19 protein-coding genes are annotated in these 19,552 nt (G+C 69.9%); 12 read left to right on the top strand and 7 right to left on the bottom strand.

Annotated elements, in window-relative coordinates:
- Window positions 1-1,964 (bottom strand): condensation domain-containing protein (locus tag A4R44_RS46725; RefSeq protein ID WP_198545595.1); only part of this gene is annotated, 1,964 nt, incomplete at its 3' end.
- 349 nt (window positions 1,965-2,313) lie between these two features.
- A complete protein-coding gene (locus A4R44_RS37680; protein WP_067591886.1) occupies window positions 2,314-2,523 on the bottom strand; it encodes an MbtH family NRPS accessory protein in 210 nt (69 codons plus the stop codon).
- Window positions 2,524-2,675: 152 nt separating this feature from the next.
- On the opposite strand from A4R44_RS37680, the gene A4R44_RS37675 reads away from it, so the two are divergent.
- The gene (locus tag A4R44_RS37675; RefSeq protein ID WP_067591883.1) at window positions 2,676-5,780 is read left to right on the top strand and encodes a non-ribosomal peptide synthetase; all 3,105 of its coding nucleotides are present in this window, start codon (window positions 2,676-2,678) and stop codon (window positions 5,778-5,780) included.
- 64 nt (window positions 5,781-5,844) lie between these two features.
- Entirely contained in the window at window positions 5,845-6,189 is a 345-nt protein-coding gene (locus A4R44_RS37670; protein ID WP_157905094.1) for a hypothetical protein, read from the top strand.
- 6 nt (window positions 6,190-6,195) lie between these two features.
- Here the strand turns inward: A4R44_RS37670 and A4R44_RS37665 are convergent, their stop codons facing one another.
- Together A4R44_RS37665 and A4R44_RS48525 are read right to left on the bottom strand one after the other, a co-directional pair.
- Window positions 6,196-8,019, bottom strand: coding sequence for a non-ribosomal peptide synthetase (locus A4R44_RS37665; RefSeq protein ID WP_067591877.1), 1,824 nt, complete (start codon window positions 8,017-8,019; stop codon window positions 6,196-6,198).
- A 93-nt stretch (window positions 8,020-8,112) separates the two neighbouring features.
- The gene (locus tag A4R44_RS48525) at window positions 8,113-8,268 is read right to left on the bottom strand and encodes a hypothetical protein (protein WP_157905093.1); all 156 of its coding nucleotides are present in this window, start codon (window positions 8,266-8,268) and stop codon (window positions 8,113-8,115) included.
- An 89-nt stretch (window positions 8,269-8,357) separates the two neighbouring features.
- Between A4R44_RS48525 and A4R44_RS37660 the strand changes: the two genes are divergently transcribed.
- The 5 genes from A4R44_RS37660 to A4R44_RS37640 all read left to right on the top strand — a co-directional run bounded on the left by A4R44_RS37660 (window position 8,358) and on the right by A4R44_RS37640 (window position 13,747).
- A complete protein-coding gene (locus tag A4R44_RS37660) occupies window positions 8,358-8,540 on the top strand; it encodes a hypothetical protein (RefSeq protein WP_208865311.1) in 183 nt (60 codons plus the stop codon).
- Between the two features lie 371 nt (window positions 8,541-8,911).
- Window positions 8,912-9,766: a geranyl diphosphate 2-C-methyltransferase gene (locus A4R44_RS37655; RefSeq protein WP_067592134.1), complete on the top strand. Its 855-nt coding sequence runs from the start codon at window positions 8,912-8,914 to the stop codon at window positions 9,764-9,766.
- 10 nt (window positions 9,767-9,776) lie between these two features.
- Entirely contained in the window at window positions 9,777-10,889 is a 1,113-nt protein-coding gene (locus A4R44_RS37650) for a family 2 encapsulin nanocompartment cargo protein terpene cyclase (protein WP_067591874.1), read from the top strand.
- A 51-nt stretch (window positions 10,890-10,940) separates the two neighbouring features.
- Window positions 10,941-12,356, top strand: a complete 1,416-nt coding sequence (locus A4R44_RS37645) for a family 2B encapsulin nanocompartment shell protein (protein WP_067591871.1) — start codon at window positions 10,941-10,943, stop codon at window positions 12,354-12,356.
- Between the two features lie 5 nt (window positions 12,357-12,361).
- A complete protein-coding gene (locus A4R44_RS37640; RefSeq protein ID WP_067591868.1) occupies window positions 12,362-13,747 on the top strand; it encodes a family 2B encapsulin nanocompartment shell protein in 1,386 nt (461 codons plus the stop codon).
- 188 nt (window positions 13,748-13,935) lie between these two features.
- Here the strand turns inward: A4R44_RS37640 and A4R44_RS37635 are convergent, their stop codons facing one another.
- Window positions 13,936-14,469, bottom strand: coding sequence for a snapalysin family zinc-dependent metalloprotease (locus tag A4R44_RS37635; RefSeq protein WP_067591865.1), 534 nt, complete (start codon window positions 14,467-14,469; stop codon window positions 13,936-13,938).
- A 38-nt stretch (window positions 14,470-14,507) separates the two neighbouring features.
- Window positions 14,508-15,203, bottom strand: a complete 696-nt coding sequence (locus A4R44_RS37630) for a trypsin-like serine protease (protein WP_067592133.1) — start codon at window positions 15,201-15,203, stop codon at window positions 14,508-14,510.
- Window positions 15,204-15,642: 439 nt separating this feature from the next.
- Here A4R44_RS37630 and A4R44_RS51310 point away from each other — a divergent pair, with 439 nt between their 5' ends.
- The 4 genes from A4R44_RS51310 to A4R44_RS37610 all read left to right on the top strand — a co-directional run bounded on the left by A4R44_RS51310 (window position 15,643) and on the right by A4R44_RS37610 (window position 17,811).
- Entirely contained in the window at window positions 15,643-15,954 is a 312-nt protein-coding gene (locus A4R44_RS51310; RefSeq protein ID WP_067591862.1) for a hypothetical protein, read from the top strand.
- Between the two features lie 72 nt (window positions 15,955-16,026).
- Window positions 16,027-16,575 (top strand): S1 family peptidase, encoded by a 549-nt coding sequence (locus tag A4R44_RS51305; RefSeq protein ID WP_232791959.1) that lies wholly within the window; start codon window positions 16,027-16,029, stop codon window positions 16,573-16,575.
- A gap of 367 nt (window positions 16,576-16,942) precedes the next feature.
- Window positions 16,943-17,155 carry a transposase gene (locus A4R44_RS48520; protein WP_255366212.1) on the top strand — a complete coding sequence of 71 codons (213 nt, stop codon included), beginning with the start codon at window positions 16,943-16,945 and terminating at the stop codon, window positions 17,153-17,155.
- Entirely contained in the window at window positions 17,152-17,811 is a 660-nt protein-coding gene (locus A4R44_RS37610; protein ID WP_157905091.1) for an IS3 family transposase, read from the top strand. The genes A4R44_RS48520 and A4R44_RS37610 overlap by 4 nt, the downstream gene beginning before the upstream one ends.
- Here A4R44_RS37610 and A4R44_RS37605 read toward each other — a convergent pair.
- Window positions 17,759-18,946 carry an IS30 family transposase gene (locus A4R44_RS37605; RefSeq protein ID WP_107648946.1) on the bottom strand — a complete coding sequence of 396 codons (1,188 nt, stop codon included), beginning with the start codon at window positions 18,944-18,946 and terminating at the stop codon, window positions 17,759-17,761. The two genes, A4R44_RS37610 and A4R44_RS37605, sit on opposite strands and share 53 nt — an antisense overlap.
- Between A4R44_RS37605 and A4R44_RS51300 the strand changes: the two genes are divergently transcribed.
- Complete coding sequence (locus tag A4R44_RS51300; RefSeq protein ID WP_107648944.1) at window positions 18,945-19,475, top strand: integrase core domain-containing protein; 531 nt, start codon at window positions 18,945-18,947, stop codon at window positions 19,473-19,475. The genes A4R44_RS37605 and A4R44_RS51300 overlap by 2 nt on opposite strands.
- Window positions 19,476-19,552 lie beyond the last annotated feature (77 nt).

Here is a 19,552-nt window from a genome sequence, read left to right as displayed (position 1 = left end):
ACGTCGAAGCCAAAGGGAGTCTTCTGCAGCACCCGATCCCGCGGCGTCAGACCGTATTCATCCTGCATCCACCGCAAGCGGTTCACGATCCCGCGATGCTCGACCACCACGCCCTTGGGTTTGCCGGTGGACCCCGAGGTATAGATCACGTACGCCGCGTTCTCCGGCCGCACAACGATATCCACCGGGCACCGTGGTTGATCGAGAGCCGTGAGATCGCCTGGCTCAATCACCACCTCAGCGCCGGAATCCTCGACCATGAACCGCAACCGGTCCTCGGGATGATCCGGATCCAGCGGCAGATACGCCGCACCCGCCTTGAGAATCCCGACCAACGCGACCACCATCTCCACCCCGCGCTCCAGCCGAACCCCCACCACCGACTCCAGCCCCACCCCACGCGCCCGAAGCCAACGCGCCACCTGATTCGACAACTCGTCCAGCTCCGCATAAGACACTTCACAACCACCAGCGACCACCGCTGCCTCACCAGCAGCGACCCCCTCGGCGATGAGCGACAGCAACGTCCCGGCCTCGAAAGGAACGTCAGTTTCGTTCCACCCGGCCAGCTCGGCCTTTTCAGCAGCGTTCAACCAAGGAAGATCCGCCAGCGGTGCACCGGGATTCGCGACGATACCGCGCAGGAGCTCGGTGAAATGCCCGCCCATCCGCTCCACAGTGGACCGGTCGAACAGCGCGACCGGATACTCCAGCACGCCGTCCAAGGCACCGTCCGGCCGCTCGGTCACTTCCAGTGTCAGGTCGAATTTCGCACTGTGCCAGGGAGAATGGACTTGCTCGCCGCGCAGTCCGGCCGCCTCGAACCCGGCGTCAGCGGTGTTCTGCAGCACGAGCATGGCTTGGAAGAGCGGATTGCGGGACAGATCGCGGTCCGGCACCAGCTCGTCGGCCAGCCGTTCGAACGGCGCGTCCTGACGGGAATACGCGTCGAGGGTGTCCCGGCGGACGACGTCGAGGAAATCCGCGAACGGCACCGAACCGTCCACCCTGGCCCGCAGTACCAGGGTATTCAGGAACAGCCCGACCAAATCCTGCGCCTCGGCACGCGTGCGTCCAGCGACCGGAGTGCCGACGGCGACGTCTTCCTGCCCCGAATACCGGCTCAGCAGAATCTGATACGCGGCCAGCAGCACCATAAAAGTGCTCGCCCGATGCGTCCGGCCGAGCGCGGCGACCGCAGTGCCGAGTCCGGCGTCCACGGTGAATCGCAGGATGTCCCCGCGCGGGTCGTGCACCGGCGGACGGGGACGGTCCGTCGGGAGAGTCAGCGGCACGACCCCGTCGAGGCGCCGACGCCAGAACTCGACTTGCTCTGTCACTCGCTCACTGGCCGCGTGCTTCCTTTGCCAGGAGGCGAAATCGGCATACTGGACCGGCAGCCGGGGCAAGGCCTCCCCGGCGTAGAGCGCCTCCAGTTCCCGTGCCACGACGGACGTCGACCATCCGTCGTACGCGATGTGGTGCACGACGAGCAAAAGAACGTGCTCGGTCGCGGACTGCCGCAGCACCCGAACCCGCAACGGCCGGTCCCGCGCCAGGTCGAACGGCGCCGACGCCGCTTCCCGGGTCTCCGCCTCGACGTCCTCCGCCGGGACGTCCTGGACGGCCAGATCGACCCCGGGTTCCCCGACGAGTTGTTCCGGCACGCCGGCGCGTTCGACGTAGGTGGTACGCAGGATTTCGTGCCGCTCCACGATCGTCTGCCAGCACGTCCGCAGCCGCTCGACGTCGAGCGGGCCGCGCAGCCGCCACGCCGCGGTCACCACGTACTCGGTTCCGCCGGGACGGAGCCGGTCCAGCACCCAGACCCGTTGCTGTGCCGGAGAAAGCGGCAGCGGACGGCTGCGGTCGGCCCGGATCGCGGATGCCGGAGCGGCCGGGGCCGGAGCTGCGGACAGGTAGCGCTCCAGCAGCTCGTCGCGCCGGGACTGTTCGGTGGTCATCGCTCCCCCTGCGGGTCGATCGGCGGGCATGCCGTGAAGGGGCCCTCACCGACTCTGATGGGACTTGAGGCGCCGCGGCCGCGTTCGACGTATGTCCGGGCTGATCGCGGGGCTGGCGAGGCAAGCCCGGTGTGCGGTTCGTGAGGGGAACCCTGAGAGGGTGTTTCGAAACCCGCGTGGTCAGTCGCTGAATCCGTGTGTTAGGCGGAAGCTTGCACACAACCGCCCAGCGAACGGCGCGCCACGCCGACATCACAGTCAACGCCCGACCACGCCACCGGGTTCCACAACACCCTCTGAGGGAATCTGATTCCCTCAGAGTTCCCCTCACGAACCGGGCGGACGAACGCTAGGCCGGAGCGTCCGCCCGCATCCGCTCCCGCAGGCTCTTCGGCCGCATGTCCGTCCACACCTCGTCGATGTGGTCGAGGCATTCCTGCTTGGGCCCGCGCTTCCCCTCGTACCGCCAGCCCGCCGGCAGTTCGCGGCCGACCAGCCAGATCGAGTACTGCTCCTCGTCGTTGAGCACGACGCCGTAGGTGCGTTCGTCCTCGCTCATCCGGGTCCTCCTCGTCCTCGCGCCGGGCACACCCGTCCCGTCGCGAGCCGAGCCTTCCCGCGCGGGCGGCGGCGCGACAGAGAAGAACGCGCAGCAACGAGCGCACCGTCCCGGCTCTGGGCCCGCCGGGAGAGAACGGCCACCCTGGCGCCATGACCATGCCCGGCGACCTGCCGCTGTCCTTCTCGCAGGAACGACTGTGGTTCCTCGACGCGTTGCGGCCCGGCGGGACCGAATACCTCCTCCCGCTGACGCTGCGGGTCCGCGGCAAGCTGGACGTCGCCGCGCTGAGCTGTTCGCTCGACGCGTTCGTCGCCCGCCACGAAGTGTTGCGGACGCGGTACCGCAGCCGCGAGGGCGTGCCGGTCCAGGTGGTCGGGAAGCCGCAACCGGTGCCGCTGCCGATCGAGGGTGTCGCGGAAAGCGAACTGGACACCGTCGTCGCGGCCGAGCTGACCGTGCCCTTCGACCTCGCGGCCGACCTGCCGCTGCGGGCCCGGCTGTTCCGTCTCGGCGCGCGCGAGCACGTGCTGCTGATCGTCGTGCACCACATCGCCTTCGACGGCGCGTCCTGGGACGTCCTCGCCGCCGAACTCGCCGAGCTGTACCGCGCGTTCCACGCCGGCACCCTGCCCGAGCTGCCCGCCTTGCCCGTCCAGTACGCCGATTTCGCGCTCTGGCAGCGGGAAGACGCCGACACTCGGCTCGCGGGCCAGCTCGCTTACTGGCGCGAACGGCTCGCCGGGCTGTCGCCGCTGGAGCTCCCGGCTGACCGTCCGCGCGGACCGGTGTGGGATCCGGCCGGCGCGGCGGTCCGGGTCGAGGTCCCCGCCGCGCTCGCGGACCGGCTCACCGCGCTCGGCCGGTCCCGCCGGGCGACGCCGTTCATGGTCCTGCTGGCCGCCTACCAGGTCTTTCTCGCCCGGCACACCGGCGGCACGGACATCGCCGTCGGCTGCCCGGTCGCCGGGCGCGCCCCGGCCGAGGTCGAGGGGCTGGCCGGATTCTTCGTCAACACCCTCGTGCTGCGGGCCGACCTCGGCGGCGACCCCGCGTTCACGACGTTCCTCGACCAGGTGGCCGGGACCGCCTTGGAAGCCTTCGACAACCAGGACGTCCCCTTCGACTGGCTCGTCGGCGAGTTCGAACCGGACCGCGATCTGTCCCGCAACCCCCTGGTCCAGGCGTTCTTCGGCCTGCACGAGGTGCCCGGGCACCGGTTCCGGCTGCCCGGACTGGACGTCGAGGAGTCCGATGTGGACTGGACGGCCGCGTCGTTCGACCTCGGGCTGCAGTTCGAACACCGTCCGGACGGCTCGCTGACCGGCACTCTCACCTATCCGACCGCCCTGTTCGAGCCCGCCGCCGCACACCGGCTGGCCGCCCGCTTCCAGTGCCTGCTGGAGAGCATCGCCGACCATCCGGCGCAGCGTCTGAGCGAACTGGCGCTGACCCCGGACGCGGAACTCGCGCTGCTGACCGGCTGGGCCCGGACCCCGGGCTACGAAGTGACCCCGGGCTGTTTCCCCGGCCTCTTCGCCCAGCGAGCAGCCGAAACCCCGGACCGCCCCGCCATCCACTGCGGCGGCCAGGAACTCACCTACGCCCAGCTCGACGCGGCAGCCAACCGGCTCGCCCGGTACCTGCGCGCGAGCGGGCTCGGCCCGGAATCAACCGTCGGAGTCTGCCTCGAACGGAGCGTCGGCGCCGTGGTCGCGCTGGTCGGCGTGCTGAAATCCGGCGCGGCGTACGTCCCGTTCGACCCGGCCAACCCGCCCGGCCGGCTCGCCTATCTCGTGGAGGACGCCCGCGCCGCCGCTGTTGTCACCGAGGAACGTTACGCCGGGCTCTTCGCCGGCACCGGCTGCCCCGTCATCTCCCTCGAACAGACCGCGGATTCCTCTTCGGACAGTCCGGATTGGACCGTCGAACCGGATCATCTCGCTTACGTCATCTACACTTCCGGCTCGACCGGACGGCCGAAAGGCGTCCAGATCCAGCACGGATCCTACGCCGAACACGCCCAGATCATCGCCCGCGAATACGGGATCACCGCGGCCGACCGGGTGCTCTCGCTCGCCTCGCTGGCCTTCGACGGTTCGCTGGAGCAGATCGGCGGCCCGCTGCTGGCCGGCGCGTCGGTGGTGCTGAGCGATCCGCTGTTCTGGGAACCGGAGGAACTCGCCGGCCGGCTCGGCCGGCACCGGATCACGAGCGTCAACCTGACCCCGGCCTACTACCGCGAACTGCTCGGCGTGCTCACGCCGCGCGATCCGCGGGTCGCGTGCCTGAACATGGTGAACGTCGGCGCGGACGTCGTCACCGCCGAAGACGCCCGGCGCTGGCGCGAACTGCGCTTGCCCGGCCGCTTCCTGGCCTGCTACGGCCCGACCGAGGCGACGATCTCCAGCGTGCTGCACTGGGCCGACGACGCCGATCTCGACCTTCCGAGCCTGCCGATCGGCCGTCCGGTCGCCGCGACCAGCGCGTACGTGCTCGACCCCGCCGGAGCGCCTGCTCCGGTCGGCGTGCCCGGCGAACTGCACCTCGGCGGCCTGCGCGTGGCGCGCGGCTACCTCCGCCGTCCCGCGCTGACCGCGGACAAGTTCGTGCCGGACCCGTACTCGACCGGTGCCCGGCTGTACCGCACCGGCGACCGCGCCCGCTTCCGCTCGGACGGGACCATCGAGTTCCTCGGCAGGCTCGACCGCCAGGTGAAGATCCGCGGCTTCCGGATCGAACTCGGCGAGATCGAAGCCGTCCTCGACGCCCATCCCGCGGTGCGCGCGGCGGCTGTCGTAGTGAAGGACCTGCCGGAGCGGACGTTGGTCGCCTATGTCGTCGCGGCTGCCGGAGAGCCGGATTTCGCCGCGCTGCGGGCAAGTCTGCGGTCGCAGCTGCCGGACTATCTCGTCCCGGCGCAGTGGGTAGCGATGCCCGCGCTGCCGCTGACACCGAGCAAGAAGGTGGACCGCGCCGCGCTGCCGGACCCCTCGGCCGACAACGCGGTCCGCGCCGAACCCGTCGCCGAGCCGACGTCCGCGGTCGAGCACGCGCTGGCCGACATCTGGCGGGAGGTACTGCGGGTGGAGGACATCAGCGTCCACGACGATTTCTTCCGCATCGGCGGGCATTCCCTGCTGGCCACCCGGGTGCTCGCGCGGATCAGGAAGAAGCTCGGCGTCCGCGTCTCGTTGCGGGATCTCTTCGCCGCCCGGACGGTCGCCGAACTGGCCACGGTCATCGAACGAGCCTGAAATCCGTTGCTCCGCGGCGGCCGCCGGCGGAAGCTGTACTCGTGACGACGGGAACGAGGCAGGCGTGCGTGGCTTCGCTGCTGGCGTTGGCGAGCAGCCCGGCCTACCAGGATGGGGCCTGGCCCGCTTCGCCGAGGTCGCGGAGGCACAACCGGCACTGGTGAGCCTCGTGCTGGGCAACAAGGACACCGCCGTCACCCGCGCGACCGCGGAAGCCCTGCTCCGGAGATTCGACACCGTCGGCCTCCGCTTGGTGGCCACGGCGCTCGCATCCGGACCACGCCGGCTGGATCTACCCGGCGATCAGCGAGGTCTTGGGCATCGACTCCCGCGATCGCGACGCGGCGCGACACACCTCCTTGAGGAAATCACGAGCATCAGCCCGGTCCTCATCGCGATGGAGCCCTGACGGCGCTCAGCTGAGCGCGCGCTGGACGTCCACATCGGACAGCGCCGCCACGTACTCCGTCACCGCCCGGTGCACCTCGGCCGCCAGCAGCTCCACCGTCGACGCCTCGAACACAGTGCTCACCGGCAATTCCACCGGGAACCGCTCCCCCAGCAACGCGACCACCCGGGTCGCCAGCAGCGAATGCCCGCCAAGATCGGCGAAGAAATCGTCGTGCACGCCGACGCGTTCGAGGTCGAGCAATTCCCGCCACACCTCGGCGACAGCTTCCTCGGCCGGCGTGCGCGGCACCACGAATTCCCCCGCCGGCCGGGCCTCCTCCGGCTCCGGCAACGCCGCGCGGTCCACCTTGCCGTTGGGCGTGATCGGCAACTCGTCGGGCCAGGACCACAACGAGGGCACCAGATGCGCGGGCAACCGGGCGAGCAGGAATTCCCGCAGCTCGGCCGCCGCGGGCCGCGAAGCCACCACGTGCGCCGCCAGCACCCGGTCGCCGCCGTCGCGTTCGCAGGGCACCACCACTGCCGACCGCACGAGCGGATGCGCCGTCAGCGCCGCTTCCACCTCGCCCGGTTCCACCCGGAAACCCCGGATCTTGACCTGCTGGTCCAGCCGTCCGAAGAAGGCGAATGTCCCGTCCGGCCGGAGGGCGACCTCGTCGCCGGTGCGGTAAAGCCGTCCGCCGCCGCCAGCCGGATCGGGAACGAACCGTTCCGCCGTCAGCGCGGGACGACGGAAGTAGCCGCGTGCGAGACCGGGCCCGCCGAGCAGCAATTCGCCACGCTCACCGGGCTCGACCGGCACGCCGTCGGCGCCGGTGACGAACGCGTGCGTGTTCGCGATCGGCTTGCCGATGGGAATCGGCCCGGCGGTGTCCGCGACGGTCATCCCCCGGTGCACGCAAGCGAAAGTGGTGCACTCGGTCGGGCCGTATCCGTTGCTCATCTCGGCCCCGAGTTCTTCGATCACCCGCCGCGCCTGCACCGGCGGCACGACGTCGCCGCCCGCGATGACGTGCCGCACCCCGGCGAGCGCGGTGACCCGGTCGTCCACCACGTGCCCGAACAGCCCGGAGCTGAGCCACACCGTGGTGACCCCGAACCGGCGCACCGCCGCCTCGATCGACGCCGCGGCCGGCACGCCCGGCGGCAGCACCGCCAGCGCCGCGCCGGTGGCGAGCGCGCCCCACAACTCGAACGTCGAGACGTCGAAGCACAACGACGTCAGCAGCAGGAACACTTCTCCCGCACCGAAATCGGCGAAGCCGGAACCGTGCACGAGCCGGACGACCCCGCGGTGGGTCACCTGCACGCCCTTCGGCAGGCCAGTGGATCCGGAGGTGTACATCTGGTAGATCAGGTTGTCCGGCACCACGTCCGCGTCCGGCGGGGTGTCCGGCCAGCCGCCGAGGTCGGCCTCGTCGGCGAGAACGACCGTCGGCGCGGCCTGGACCCGGTCCGCCAGCGCCCGTTCGGTCACCGCGACCGCCGCGCCCGAGTCGCCGAGCATGAACGCGAGCCGCTCGGGCGGATAACCCGGGTCGAGCGGGACGTAATAGCCGCCCGCCTTGAGGATGCCGAGCATCGCGACCAGCAGCGTCGTGCCGCGCTCCAGGCACAGCACGACCGGCGTCTCCGGCCCGATTCCCCGCGCCCGCAGCAAGTGCGCGAACCGGTTCGCGCGCTGGTCCAGCTCGCCGTAGCCGAGCCGCTCTTCGCCATACCACACGGCCGCGGCCTCGGGTGCCGCCGCGGCGTGCCGGGCGAACAGCTCGTGCACGCACAGGTCGGGCAGCGGCACGTCCGCGCCGCGTTCAGGCTGCATGGTCATGAAGGCGTCCTCCCGCGTCGAACGGTTCCGACTGGAGCATGACCAGGACCCCGCGCGCGGGCCAGAGACGAACGCGCAGACATGCCCGCGGAGTCAGCGTTCCAGCGGCCGCCGGACCCCGAGCCACGCGCTCCGCCCGAACAACCCGGCCAGCAGCGGCAAGTCGACCGGCGGCGCATCCGGATCCAGCTCGTCCGGGCGATGTGCGGCCACGACGACCACCACCGCGAGCTGTGTCGCCTCAGCCATCACCCTCAGCGGTCCGTGAGGGGAACCCTGAGATCTGATTCCCTCAGCCATCACCCGCACGGACATCCCGACCCGCCTGCGGGGTGCTCGTGCTCGATATCGGCCTGAACACCGTCCCGGCCGGGACGATGTTCGTCGGGATCGGCGCGTCAGGCACCGCGGTCGTCGGCATCGCCTGGCTCCGCGAACCGGTCAGCGTGCCGCGAATCCCCGCGCTCGCGCTGATCGCCGGCGGGGGCGACCCGCTCCAGCTGACCTCCCGGACGGCGTGACGGCCGGGCCGGTCCCCGGAGTTCCGCGGCCCGGAACCGCTTCGGCCCATCGGGCGTCACCCGTCTGCCAGGATCGTCCACGGGCTGTCGCCTGCCGTCATCCGCCCGTGTCCGCGGCGGCATCGAACGTGGCCCGGCGACCGGCCCGCGAACACCTCGCAGCAGTGGCCTCCTAGGCCAGAAGAGGCACGCCGGAGCGCTCCCGCCAGCCCGCGAGTGAATTCCCGCGAATCGTCTTGTCCGGGGAAAAGAATCCTCGCTAGCCTCGGACGCAGAGGGAGAAAAGCCGAGCGCCTCGCACCGAGCCGGTGCGCGCCGGCACAGTTCACCGCGTGCCGACCGGAAATTGCGACCCGAAAAGGGAGTACATGATGACGTCATCATGTACTCCCTTTTCGGGTCGCAANGCGTATCAGCAGTCGGTCGCCGACTACTGGAACGCCGAAAAGGATCCGGTCAATCTGCGCCTCGGCGACGTCGACGGGTTTTACCACCACCACTACGGCATCGGCGACTACGATGCGTCCGTCCTGGACGGACGCGGGGAAAGGCGGGACAAGGCGATCATCGCCGAGATGCACCGGCTGGAGACCGCGCAGTCGCAATTCCTGTTGCAGCACCTCGGAGACATCGACCCGGCCGCCCGGCTGCTCGACGCCGGATGCGGCCGGGGCGGCACGAGCGTGCAGGCGCACCAGCGGTTCGGCTGCCGGGTGGAGGGCATCTCCATTTCCGAGCAGCAGGTCGATTTCGCCAATGCACAGGCCCGGCTGCGCGAAATCGACGGTTCGGTCCGATTCCATCTCCGGAACATGCTCGACACCGGATTCGAAAGCGGCGATTTCGCCGGAATCTGGAACAACGAAAGCACGAGGTACGTCGATCTGCACGAGCTCTTCGCCGAACACGCGCGACAGCTCGCCCCGGGCGGGCGATTCGTGACCATCACCGGGTGCTACAACGACCTGACCGGCGGGCGTTCGCACGCGGTGAGCCAGATCGACCAGCATTACATCTGCACTATCCATTCGCGCGGCGATTATTTCACCGCGCTGGCCGCCAACGGATTCGTCCCGATCACCGTCGTGGACCTGACCGAGGCGACCATCCCGTACTGGGAGCTGCGCGAGCAGTCGTCCGTGGCGACCGGCATCGAGGGGCCGTTCCTGACCGCCTGCCGCGAGGGCAGCTTCCACTACCTGCTCATCGCCGCCGACCGCGTCTGAGCGGGCCGACATGTCCGGAATCGCAGCGACCCGGCCCGGCCTCGCCTGCCCGTCCCCGCTGTGGGCGGGCCCGCTCGGGCTGGGGACCTCGGCGGCGCGGATCGCGGCGCAGTTCGCGCCGCCGCACGGCACGGATCCGGCCTACGCGGAGCGGGAATGGGGCGAGGGCAGCGCGTCGCCGCTGTACTGCCCGGTCGTGCGGCGGGTGGACGACCCGCTCGCCGAGGAGGTGGACCGGCGGCTCGTCGCGTGGGCGCGCGACTGCGGGTTCGAGAGCGCGGGGCTGGACCAGATCGCGCACGCCGGCTTCGGCAGGCTGGTGATGCTCGCCCACCCGGACACCTCCGACCCCGACCGGCTGCTGGTCGCCGCGCAGCTCAACGCGGTGTGGTGGGCGGCCGACGACTACTACGCCGACGACAGCTCCCTCGGCGCCTCGCCGACCGAGCTCCCGCCTCGGCTGGCGCTCGTCATGGCCGCGATGGACCCGGTCGCGCCGGCGGGCGAGTTCTCCGCGCCGCGGGAAGAAGCGCTGCGGGCCGATCCGATCCGGGTCGGGTTCCGCTCCGCGGTCGGCCATCTCGGCAGGCACGGTTCGCCGGTGCTGGTCCAGCGGGTCTGCTATTCGACCTTCGCGATGTTCGTCAGCTGGGACGCCTACGCCGCGTGGCGCCACACCGGCCGCTGTCCCCCGGCCTGGGAATACCTGGCGGCCCGCCAGCACGACAGTTTCTCCACGTCGATGACCCTCATCGACCCGGTCGGCGGGTACGAACTGCCCGCGCCGTTCTACTACGACCCGCGCGTGCGGGAGGCGATGATGCGCGCGGGCACCGCGACGGTCCTGGTCAACGACCTCCATTCGGTGGCCAAGGAAGCGGCCGACGAGAACCCGGTCTGCAACATGGCGCTCCAGATCGCCGCCGACCGGAACTGCCCGGTCTCCGAGGCGGTCGAGGCCACGGTCGCGCTGCACAACCGGATCGTGCGCGAGTTCGAGGAGGGGCACCGCGCCCTGCTCGCGATCCCGTCGCCGGAACTGCGGCGCTTCCTCGCCGGCCTCCGCGACTGGATGGGCGGCGGCTTCGAATGGCACGCCACGAACCCTCGCTACCGATCCTGATCCCACACCCCTGATCCCAGGCTTCGCAAACCCAGACAAGGTGGTTTCGCTGTGACTGTCACCGACCCGGTCGACTCCGCGGACGTGGAAGACCAGGAACCCTTGAGCCTAGGCCGCGCGGCGGCGCGGCAGCTGGCCACGACCACGAAGTCCGTGCCGCAGATGCAGGGCATCAGCACACGGTGGCTGCTGAAGGCACTGCCGTGGGTCGAGGTGTCCGCGGGCACGTACCGCGTCAACCGGCGGCTGTCCTACACCGTCGGCGACGGCCGGGTCACGTTCGTGACCAGCGGATCCGAGATCCGGGTCATCCCGCCCGAGCTCGGCGAGCTCGCGCCGCTGCGCGGATTCGACGACGAGGCGGCGCTGGCCGAGCTCGCCAGCCGGTTCGAGCAGCGCGAATACCAGCCGGGCGACGTGCTGGCCGAATTCGGCAGCCGCGCCGACCAGGTGTTCCTCATCGCGCACGGCAAGATCACGAAGGCCGGGGTCGGCGCCTACGGCGACCAGACCGTGCTGGGCACGCTCCTGAACGGCGACTACTTCGGCGAGAGCGTCCTCACCACCTCGGACGGGATCTGGGAGTACACCGCGAAAGCGGTCACCGCCGCGACCGTGCTGACGTTGTCGCGCCAGGAATTCGAAGGCGTGCTGAACCGCTCGGAAACGCTGCGCGCGCACCTTGACGCCTTCATCGCGGGCGGAGACACGGCCCGCAACGAACACGGCGAGGCCGAGATCGCCCTCGCCGCGGGCCACGACGGCGAACCGCGGCTGCCGGGCACCTTCGTCGACTACGACACCTCTCCGCGCGAGTACGAGCTGAGCGTCGCGCAGACCGTGCTGCGGGTCCACAGCCGGGTCGCCGACCTCTACAGCGAACCGATGAACCAGACCGAGCAGCAGTTGCGGCTGACCGTCGAGGCGCTGCGGGAGCGGCAAGAGCACGAGCTCGTCAACAACGCCGATTTCGGCCTGCTGAACAACGTCGACTTCGACCAGCGCGTGCCCACCCGCACCGGCCCGCCGGCACCGGACGATTTCGACGAACTGCTCTCGCTGGTGTGGAAGGACCCCGGGTTCTTCCTCGCGCACCCGAAGACGATCGCCGCGTTCGGGCGGGAATGCAGCAAGGCCGGGATCTACCCCGGCTCGGCCGACCTCGGCGGCCACCAGGTGCCCGCGTGGCGCGGGGTGCCGATCCTGCCGTGCAACAAGATCCCGGTCACCGAGACCCGCACCAGCTCGGTGCTGCTGATGCGGACCGGCGAACCGGCCCAAGGCGTAGTCGGGCTGCACCAGACCGGGCTGCCCGACGAATACCAGCCGGGCCTCAACGTGCGGTTCATGGGCATCAGCGAGCAGGCCATCCTGTCTTACCTGGTCTCGGCCTACTATTCCGCCGCCGTCCTCGTGCCCGACGCGCTCGCCGTGCTGGAAGCCGCCGAAATCGGCCGGGAGGGCTGAGCCCGGTGCCCGGCACGGAACAACAGGAGCAGCTCTCCCTCGGCGTCAAGGCGGCCCGCACCCTCGCCACGACCGCCAAGTCGCTGCCGCAGATGCGCTCGATCACCACGCGGTGGCTGTTGTCGCAGCTGCCGTGGGTCGAGGTGCCCGGCGGCAGCTACCGGGTCAACCGTCGGCTCGCCTACACCGTCGGCGACGGCAAGGTCAGCTTCTTCCAGACCGGAGCGCGGGTGCAGGTCGTCCCGCTTGAGCTGACCGAAATCGACCTGCTGCGCGGCTTCGCCGACGAAACCGCGCTCGGCGCGCTGGCCGACGCCTTCGAACAGCGCGAATACGAGGCGGGCAGCACGCTCGTCACCGCCGGGCAACCGCTGGACCAGCTCGTCCTCGTCGTGCACGGCAAGGTCACCCGGCACGGCGAGGGGCAGTACGGCGCGGAAACCCACCTCGGCACCGCGACCGACGGCGATCATTTCGGCGGCGAACTCCTCTCCGGCGACGACGCCGCCTGGGGTTTCACCGCCCGGGCCGCCACCAGGGTGGTCGCATTGGTGCTGCCCGCCGGCCCGTACGCCCGGCTCAACGGCAGGCTCGACTCGCTGCGCGCGCACGTCGCACAGGCCGCGTCTCAGCCGCGGAGACCGCGCAACCGCAAGGGCGAGGCGAACATCGCCCTGTCCTCGGGCCACGACGGCGAACCGATCCTCGCCGGAACGTACGTCGACTACGAGCCCTCGCCGCGCGAGTACGACCTCGCGGTGGCGCAAACGGTCCTGCGGGTGCACAACCGCGTCACTGATCTGTACAACGACCCGATGAACCAGTTCGAGCAGCAATTGCGGCTCACCGTGGAGGCGCTGCGGGAACGGCAGGAACACGAACTGGTCAACAACCCGGATTTCGGCCTGCTGCACAATGCAGACCTCACATCCCGCATCACCACGCGCACCGGCCCGCCGACGCCGGGCGATCTGGACGAACTGCTCTGCCGGCGCCGCAAAACGCGCTTGTTCCTCGCGCATCCGCGGGCGATCGCGGCAATCGGGCGCGAATGCACGAGGGCGGGCATTTACCCGGAGCCGGTCGTGGTGGACGGGAAACGCGTCACCGCGTGGCGCGGGGTCCCGATCCTGCCGTGCGACAAAATCCCGGTCACCGAGGCAGGAACCACCTCGGTGCTCGCCATGCGCACCGGGGAAGACGACGCGGGCGTCATCGGATTGCGGCCGGAAAACCTCGCCGACGAATACCGGCCGGGCCTGAATGTGCGATTCATGGGCATCAGCGACCGCGCTGTCTCGTCCTATGTGGTCAGTGCTTACCACTCCGTCGCGGTTCTCGTGCCGGACGCGCTGGGGATCCTGGACGACGTCGAGGTGGCTCGCGCCTGAGGCATGTGGCTGCTCGCCGGAAGCGACGCGCTTCCGGCGAGCATCGGCGGATCAGCAGATGTGCTTGCCGGGCAAGCGAACCGGACCAAAACCTGCCCAGCGCACACCACACCGCCGCGAGCACCGGACACGCCCGGGACCCGGCGATGCTCGCCGGAAGCAACGCGCTCCCGGCGAGCATCGGCGGATCAGCGGTAGACGTGCTTCGGCAAGCGAACCGTCGCGAACCCGTTCGCGAAGTTCGCCTCCACCTGAGCCGACTCCTGGGCGTCGGGCATCGCGTTCTTGCACGTGATCCCCGGCCCGTGCCCGGACATCAGTTCCGAGCAGGGGCCCTCGTAGTGGTCGGGCAGGCCGAGGTTGTGGCCGATCTCGTGGGCGATGATCCTGGTCGGGTCGTTGCCCTCGGCGACCTGCTGGGTGTCGATGTAGATGTCGCCGTTGCCGTGCCCGTCGGTCTGGGTGTAGGAACCGCCGCCGGTGGTTTCGTGCATGATGATGGTCGCGGCGCCGCCGCTGTTGAGGTGCACGTTGTGCACGGAGTTGTTCCAGTTCGCCGCGGCCTGGGTGGCCTCGGCCTGGTAGTCGGGCAGACCGCTCGCGTCGTAGTACAGCTCGACCGCGTCCAGCGGCGCCGCCGACGCCGTGCCGGCTCCGGTCAGCGGCAGTACTAACGCGGCGGCCGCGCCTGCGGCCAGTCGGCCAAAGCGTTGCAGGGTCATGGTTTTTCCTCTCCGACGGAGGGTTTCCTGGTCAGGGTTCAGCTTCCGATCTGCTGCTGGATCCACGACGCGTACTGGGCGATTCCGGTGTAGAGGGTGCTGGTGGCGCATTCGCCGCCGTTGTCGCCGGGGCCGTGGGTTTCGCCGACCAGCGTCCAGTTCCCGGTGGTGCCGACGATCGCGGGACCGCCCGAGTCGCCGTGGCAGGCCGAATGCGAGTAGTCGCCGGAGATGCAGACGTCGCCCGAACCGCCGCCGCCCTCCGCGCAGGCGTTGCTGTCGAGGACCTGAAGGTCGATCTGCTGCAGGGTTTGCGGCGTCTGGCAGTTGGGCCAGCTCGTGCAGCCCCAGCCGAGCAGCCGCGCACCCGTTCCCGGCGACGGGTTGCTCTGCGCCATCGCGACCGGCGCGGACTGGGCGGGCTGGCTCAGGTGCATCATGGTGAGATCGGTGCCCGGATTGGTGGTCACGTTGTCGATCTGGCCGACTTCGCCGGAGTTGATGTCGGTGGACCCGATCCGCGCCTGCGAAGCCTGGCCGCAGTGGTGCGCGGTGATGATCCACTGGGGCGCGACGAGGCTCCCGCCGCAGCCGTTGTCCAGGGACACCATGAACGAGTATGTTTCGGTGGCGTCGCTGCCTCCGATGATGGCCGGCTGCGCCGCGACCGCCGGTGCGGCGACCCCGAACAACAGGGCGGCCGCGCCCATCACCGTCAGCATTGTTTTCCGCATCGCTTTCCCTTCCATAGCAGCCAATCCCGCCAATCGCGGGAGTGGAGTTCGGCCGGGATACGGCCGGGGACGACATCGTGGGCGCCGGGCCCGCGACGGAAACCACAGAGTCCCAGGGCCGCCGGAGTCCGAACACCGTCGAAAGGAGGGATACGGCCGGATGCCGAACCGTGCGCGGCGGCACGAACCTCGATTACCGGGATGAACCGAACGCGCAATAACGTGGTCCGGTTCGGCGTCCGCGCTGTTCAACGAGCCGCTAATGGCTCGGATGCGGCGACGTTGAGCGGATGGCGGGAGCCACTGAACAGCAACGCCGAACGGGATTCGCGACTTTCGTGGGTATAAGAGATCGTCAAGCGTCCCTAAACTGCGAATTGCGCACGCATTCGCTGACCGCAGTGTGCCATCGTCCTATTCGCAAGAACCGGAGATGCGCATGATCCCAGCACTCAGTCAACGACACGGCGGACAGGGCGTTATCGCCTTCGCCGCGGCGGTTCTGGCCGCTGGATCAGTTCTCGCCGCCGCGGGCGTCGCGACCGCCAGGTCCGCCAGCATCGCGAACTCGCTCGGCGACCGCGCCGCCGGCTCGTTCTACGACCAGGCAGGTTCGCGGCTGACAGTCACCGTCACCGACCAGGTCCGCGCGGCAGGAGCGACGCCGAAGTTCGTGAAATACCGCGCGTCCCAGTTGAAAGCCGTCACCGCGGAACTGGCCCGCACGGCGCGCGTCCCCGGCACCGCGTGACGGGTCGACCCGCGGCCCGGACAGGTGCTCGTCACCGCCGATTCGACCGTCACCGGAGCCAACCTCTCCCAGGTGACCAGCGCTGTGCACCGCTTCGGCGGCAAGGCCCGTTTCGCGCAGACGAAAGGCACACTGCGCCCGCTGATCAGCGGCGGAGACGCGATCCGGGGCCAGGGCCTGCGCTGCTCGCCAGGCTTCAACGTGCACACCTCAAGCGGCCAGCCCGCGATCCTGACCGCCGGGCACTGCGGCGTGACCACCAACGACTGGTGTGCCGACCAGGGCAACTCGCAGCACATCGCCAGCACGTCCGCCGCGAACTTCCCGGGCACCGACTACTCCTACGACGCCGGCGTCGACGCCCCCGGCACCGTGAACACCGGCCAGCAAATCACCGCAGCGGGCGACGCGACCGTCACCCGCAGCGGCTCGACCACCAGCGTGCACGACGGCCAGGTCACCGCGCTCAACTACCAGGAAGGCAGCGTGAGCAGCCTGATCGACACCACAGTCCGCGCAGAACCCGGCGACAGCGGCGGCTCGCTGTTCGACGGAGCCACCGCAACCTTCTTCCAGCCGGTTCCCGCCGCGCTGAGCGCCTACGGACTGGTTCTGCCGTAGTCTTCCCCCCTTTGTACGGTCCCGCGCGCCGCGCGCGCACCCAATGCCACAGTGGGGCGCTAAACCGCCGCCCGCGAACCCCACGCAACCACGCCGCCCCCCACCGCAGCCAGCGCACCCACCCACCCAGGCAGCCACACTCCCCCGCCCCCCGATACGAAGCCAAAAACACGGCGCGGGGGTGCTTGTCAAGGCATCTTTCCCGCCTTGACAAGCACCNCTGAGGTTCCCCCGGTGGGCCGGACACTCTGATCCTTGGCTTTGGCCTGGGGAAGGATGTGTTTGTGTCTGGTTCGTCGAAGTATCCGGAGGAGTTCCGGCGGGACGCGGTCGCGTTGGCGCGGTCGGCNGGTCGGCGTCGCGTCCGTTGGCGCAGGTGGCTCGTGAGCTGGGGGTGAACCACGAGACCCTGCGGACGTGGGTGCGGGCGGCCGACCGCGCCGATCAAGCGGCCGCGTCGGGCGGGGACGCGGCCGAGCGGGAGCTGCGCGCGTTGCGCAAACGGGTCGCGGAACTGGAGAAAGAGAAGGAGATCCTGCGGAAAGCGGCCGCCTATTTCGCGCAGGAGATGGATCGTTGACCCGCAGCTACCGGTTCATCTCCGCCCACCGCGCCGCCTATGGCGTCGCCCGGCTGTGCCGTGTCCTCGGGGTGCGCCGCCCGGGGTTCTACGAATGGCTCGCCGCCGCGGCGGCCCGGCAACAGCGGGCCGGGGCGGAGGAGCGGCTGGCCGGGGAGATCGCCGGGATCCACGCCGCCCACCAGGGTGCTTACGGCAGCCCGCGGGTCACCGCCGAGCTGCGCCGCCGCGGCGAAGCGGTCAACCACAAACGGGTCGAACGGATCATGCGCGAGCGCGGCATCACGGGGATCACCCGCCGCCGGCCCCGGTCGCTGACCAGACAGGACAAGACCGCGGCCGCGCCGGACCTGATCGGCCGCGACTTCACCGCCCACGCGCCGGGCCAGCGGCTGGTCGGGGACATCACCTACCTGCCCACCGACGAGGGCTGGCTGTATCTGGCGACCGTGCTCGACCTGCACACCCGCGAGATCGCCGGCCACGCCCTCGCCCCGCACATGCGCGCCGACCTCGTCTGCGACGCCATCGCCCTCGCCGCCCGGCAAGGCCTGACCGGCCCGGGCGCGGTGTTCCACTCCGACCGCGGCACCCAACTTGAGGTCAATCGGTCGTCGCAACACCGGCTTGTTGCAGCGACTGTAGCTGATCGTTGAGGGCTTCGACGGGCGTCTTCCAGCCAAGTGTCTTGCGAGGCCTTCTATTGAGGGCGGCAGCAACGGCGTCGAGGTCGTCGCGGCTCCAGCGGGAGAGATCGGTGCCTTTGGGAAAGTACTGGCGCAGCAAGCCGTTCGTGTTCTCGTTGGTGCCGCGCTGCCAGGGACTGTGCGGGTCGGCGAAGTAGACCTCGATGCCGGTGTCGGTGCGCAATTGGGCGTGCTGGGCCATCTCCTTGCCACGATCCCAGGTCAACGATCGCCGCAGTTGTTCGGGCAGCGTGGCGATGGCCGAGGCGACAGCGGCCCGGACGGCCTCGGCACCGCGGCCGGCCAGGGCAGGACCGTTGTGCACTCGCGGTTCGACGCCGTGACCGTCCATGCGAGGCAGGTGCAGCAGCATCGTGAACCTGGTGCTCCGGTCAGCCAGCGTGCCGATCGCGGAGCTGCCCACACCGATGATCAGATCTCCCTCCCACTGCCCGGGAACCGCGCGGCCCGCGGCCTCGGCAGGACGCTGGCTGATCATCACCTCGGGCGTGACCATCCCGTCGGGACGTTTCCGGGCGCGCGAACGGGGAACGCGCAGGGCCGGGCCGGTGCGCAGGCAGGTAACCAGTTCGCGGTCGAGCGCGCCGCGGCTCTGGACGTAGAGGGCCTGGTAGATCGCCTCGTGCGAGATGCGCATCGTGTCGTCATCCGGGAAGTCCGTCTTCAGCCGGCAGGAGATCTGCTCCGGGCTCCGTGCGCTGGCCCATCGCCGGTCCTGGCGCCGTGGCTTGTTCCGGCCCTCCCACGGTGCCGCGGCCGGCCTCGGCACCGGTGTCCAGTCCGGTCGGCGGACCTGGCCCGCAAGCCGTTCCCGCACGTACTCGCGCAACCGCGTGCTGGCGGCCGGTTTCGCTGTTTTGGGCCGCCGCGCCGGCAACTCCGCCTTCCGCTGCGGGACCGAAGCCCGGTACTCCGGCCTGCCTGCCCGAGTGGTCGCGTTGCGCCGCGACTCCCGGGAAATCGTCGAGGGATCACGGTCCAGCCGGCGGGCGACCTCTCTTACTCCCGCGCCCTGGGCGTTGAGCTGAGCGATCTCTTCCTTCTCCTCAAAGGACAGATACCGCCCCGAGGGCGGAGCGAGCATGCTGCCACGCTCCCGGAACCACCGGCAACCGGCCGCCTGTGACACGCCGACCGCGACTGCGGCATCCTCGCTCGTGAGACCTCTGCCGACCTCGTGCCAGAACAACCGCTCAACGTCCCGCCGAAGAGACGAAGCCCCTGGCGACTTCGTCGCCGACCTGCCCGTCAACGCTTTCATCCACCCCGCTGGCCTGCCCATCAACACCTCCAGAATCGGGGTGTTGCGACGACCAGTTGAATCCACCCAATACGCCTCGGCGGAGTTCCGCGCCTCCCTGGCCGCGCACAGCATACGCCCGTCGATAGGCAGGACCGGGTCCTGCTACGACAACGCCGCCGCCGAATCCTTCTTCGCCACCCTCAAAACCGAAATCGGCACCCGCTCCTGGCCTACCCGCCAGCACGCACGCGAGGCCGTTTTCGCTTACCTCGCCTACTACAACCACCACCGCCTGCACTCCACCCTCGACCACCGAACACCCCACGAAACCCGTCTCAGCTATCGTCACCACCACGCACACGCGGCATAAAACCCGGTGTCCGATCCCCGGGGGAAACCTCATCGCCTTGTCCCGAAAGATTTGTGACAGGACGTGGGGTTCCTGTT

Origin of the sequence: Amycolatopsis sp. M39 (assembly GCF_001651785.1) — a bacterium.
Classification (GTDB): Bacteria; Actinomycetota; Actinomycetes; order Mycobacteriales; family Pseudonocardiaceae; genus Amycolatopsis; species Amycolatopsis rubida.
Note: the sequence above shows the minus strand (reverse complement) of the source record. Positions and strands in the feature narration are given on the sequence as shown.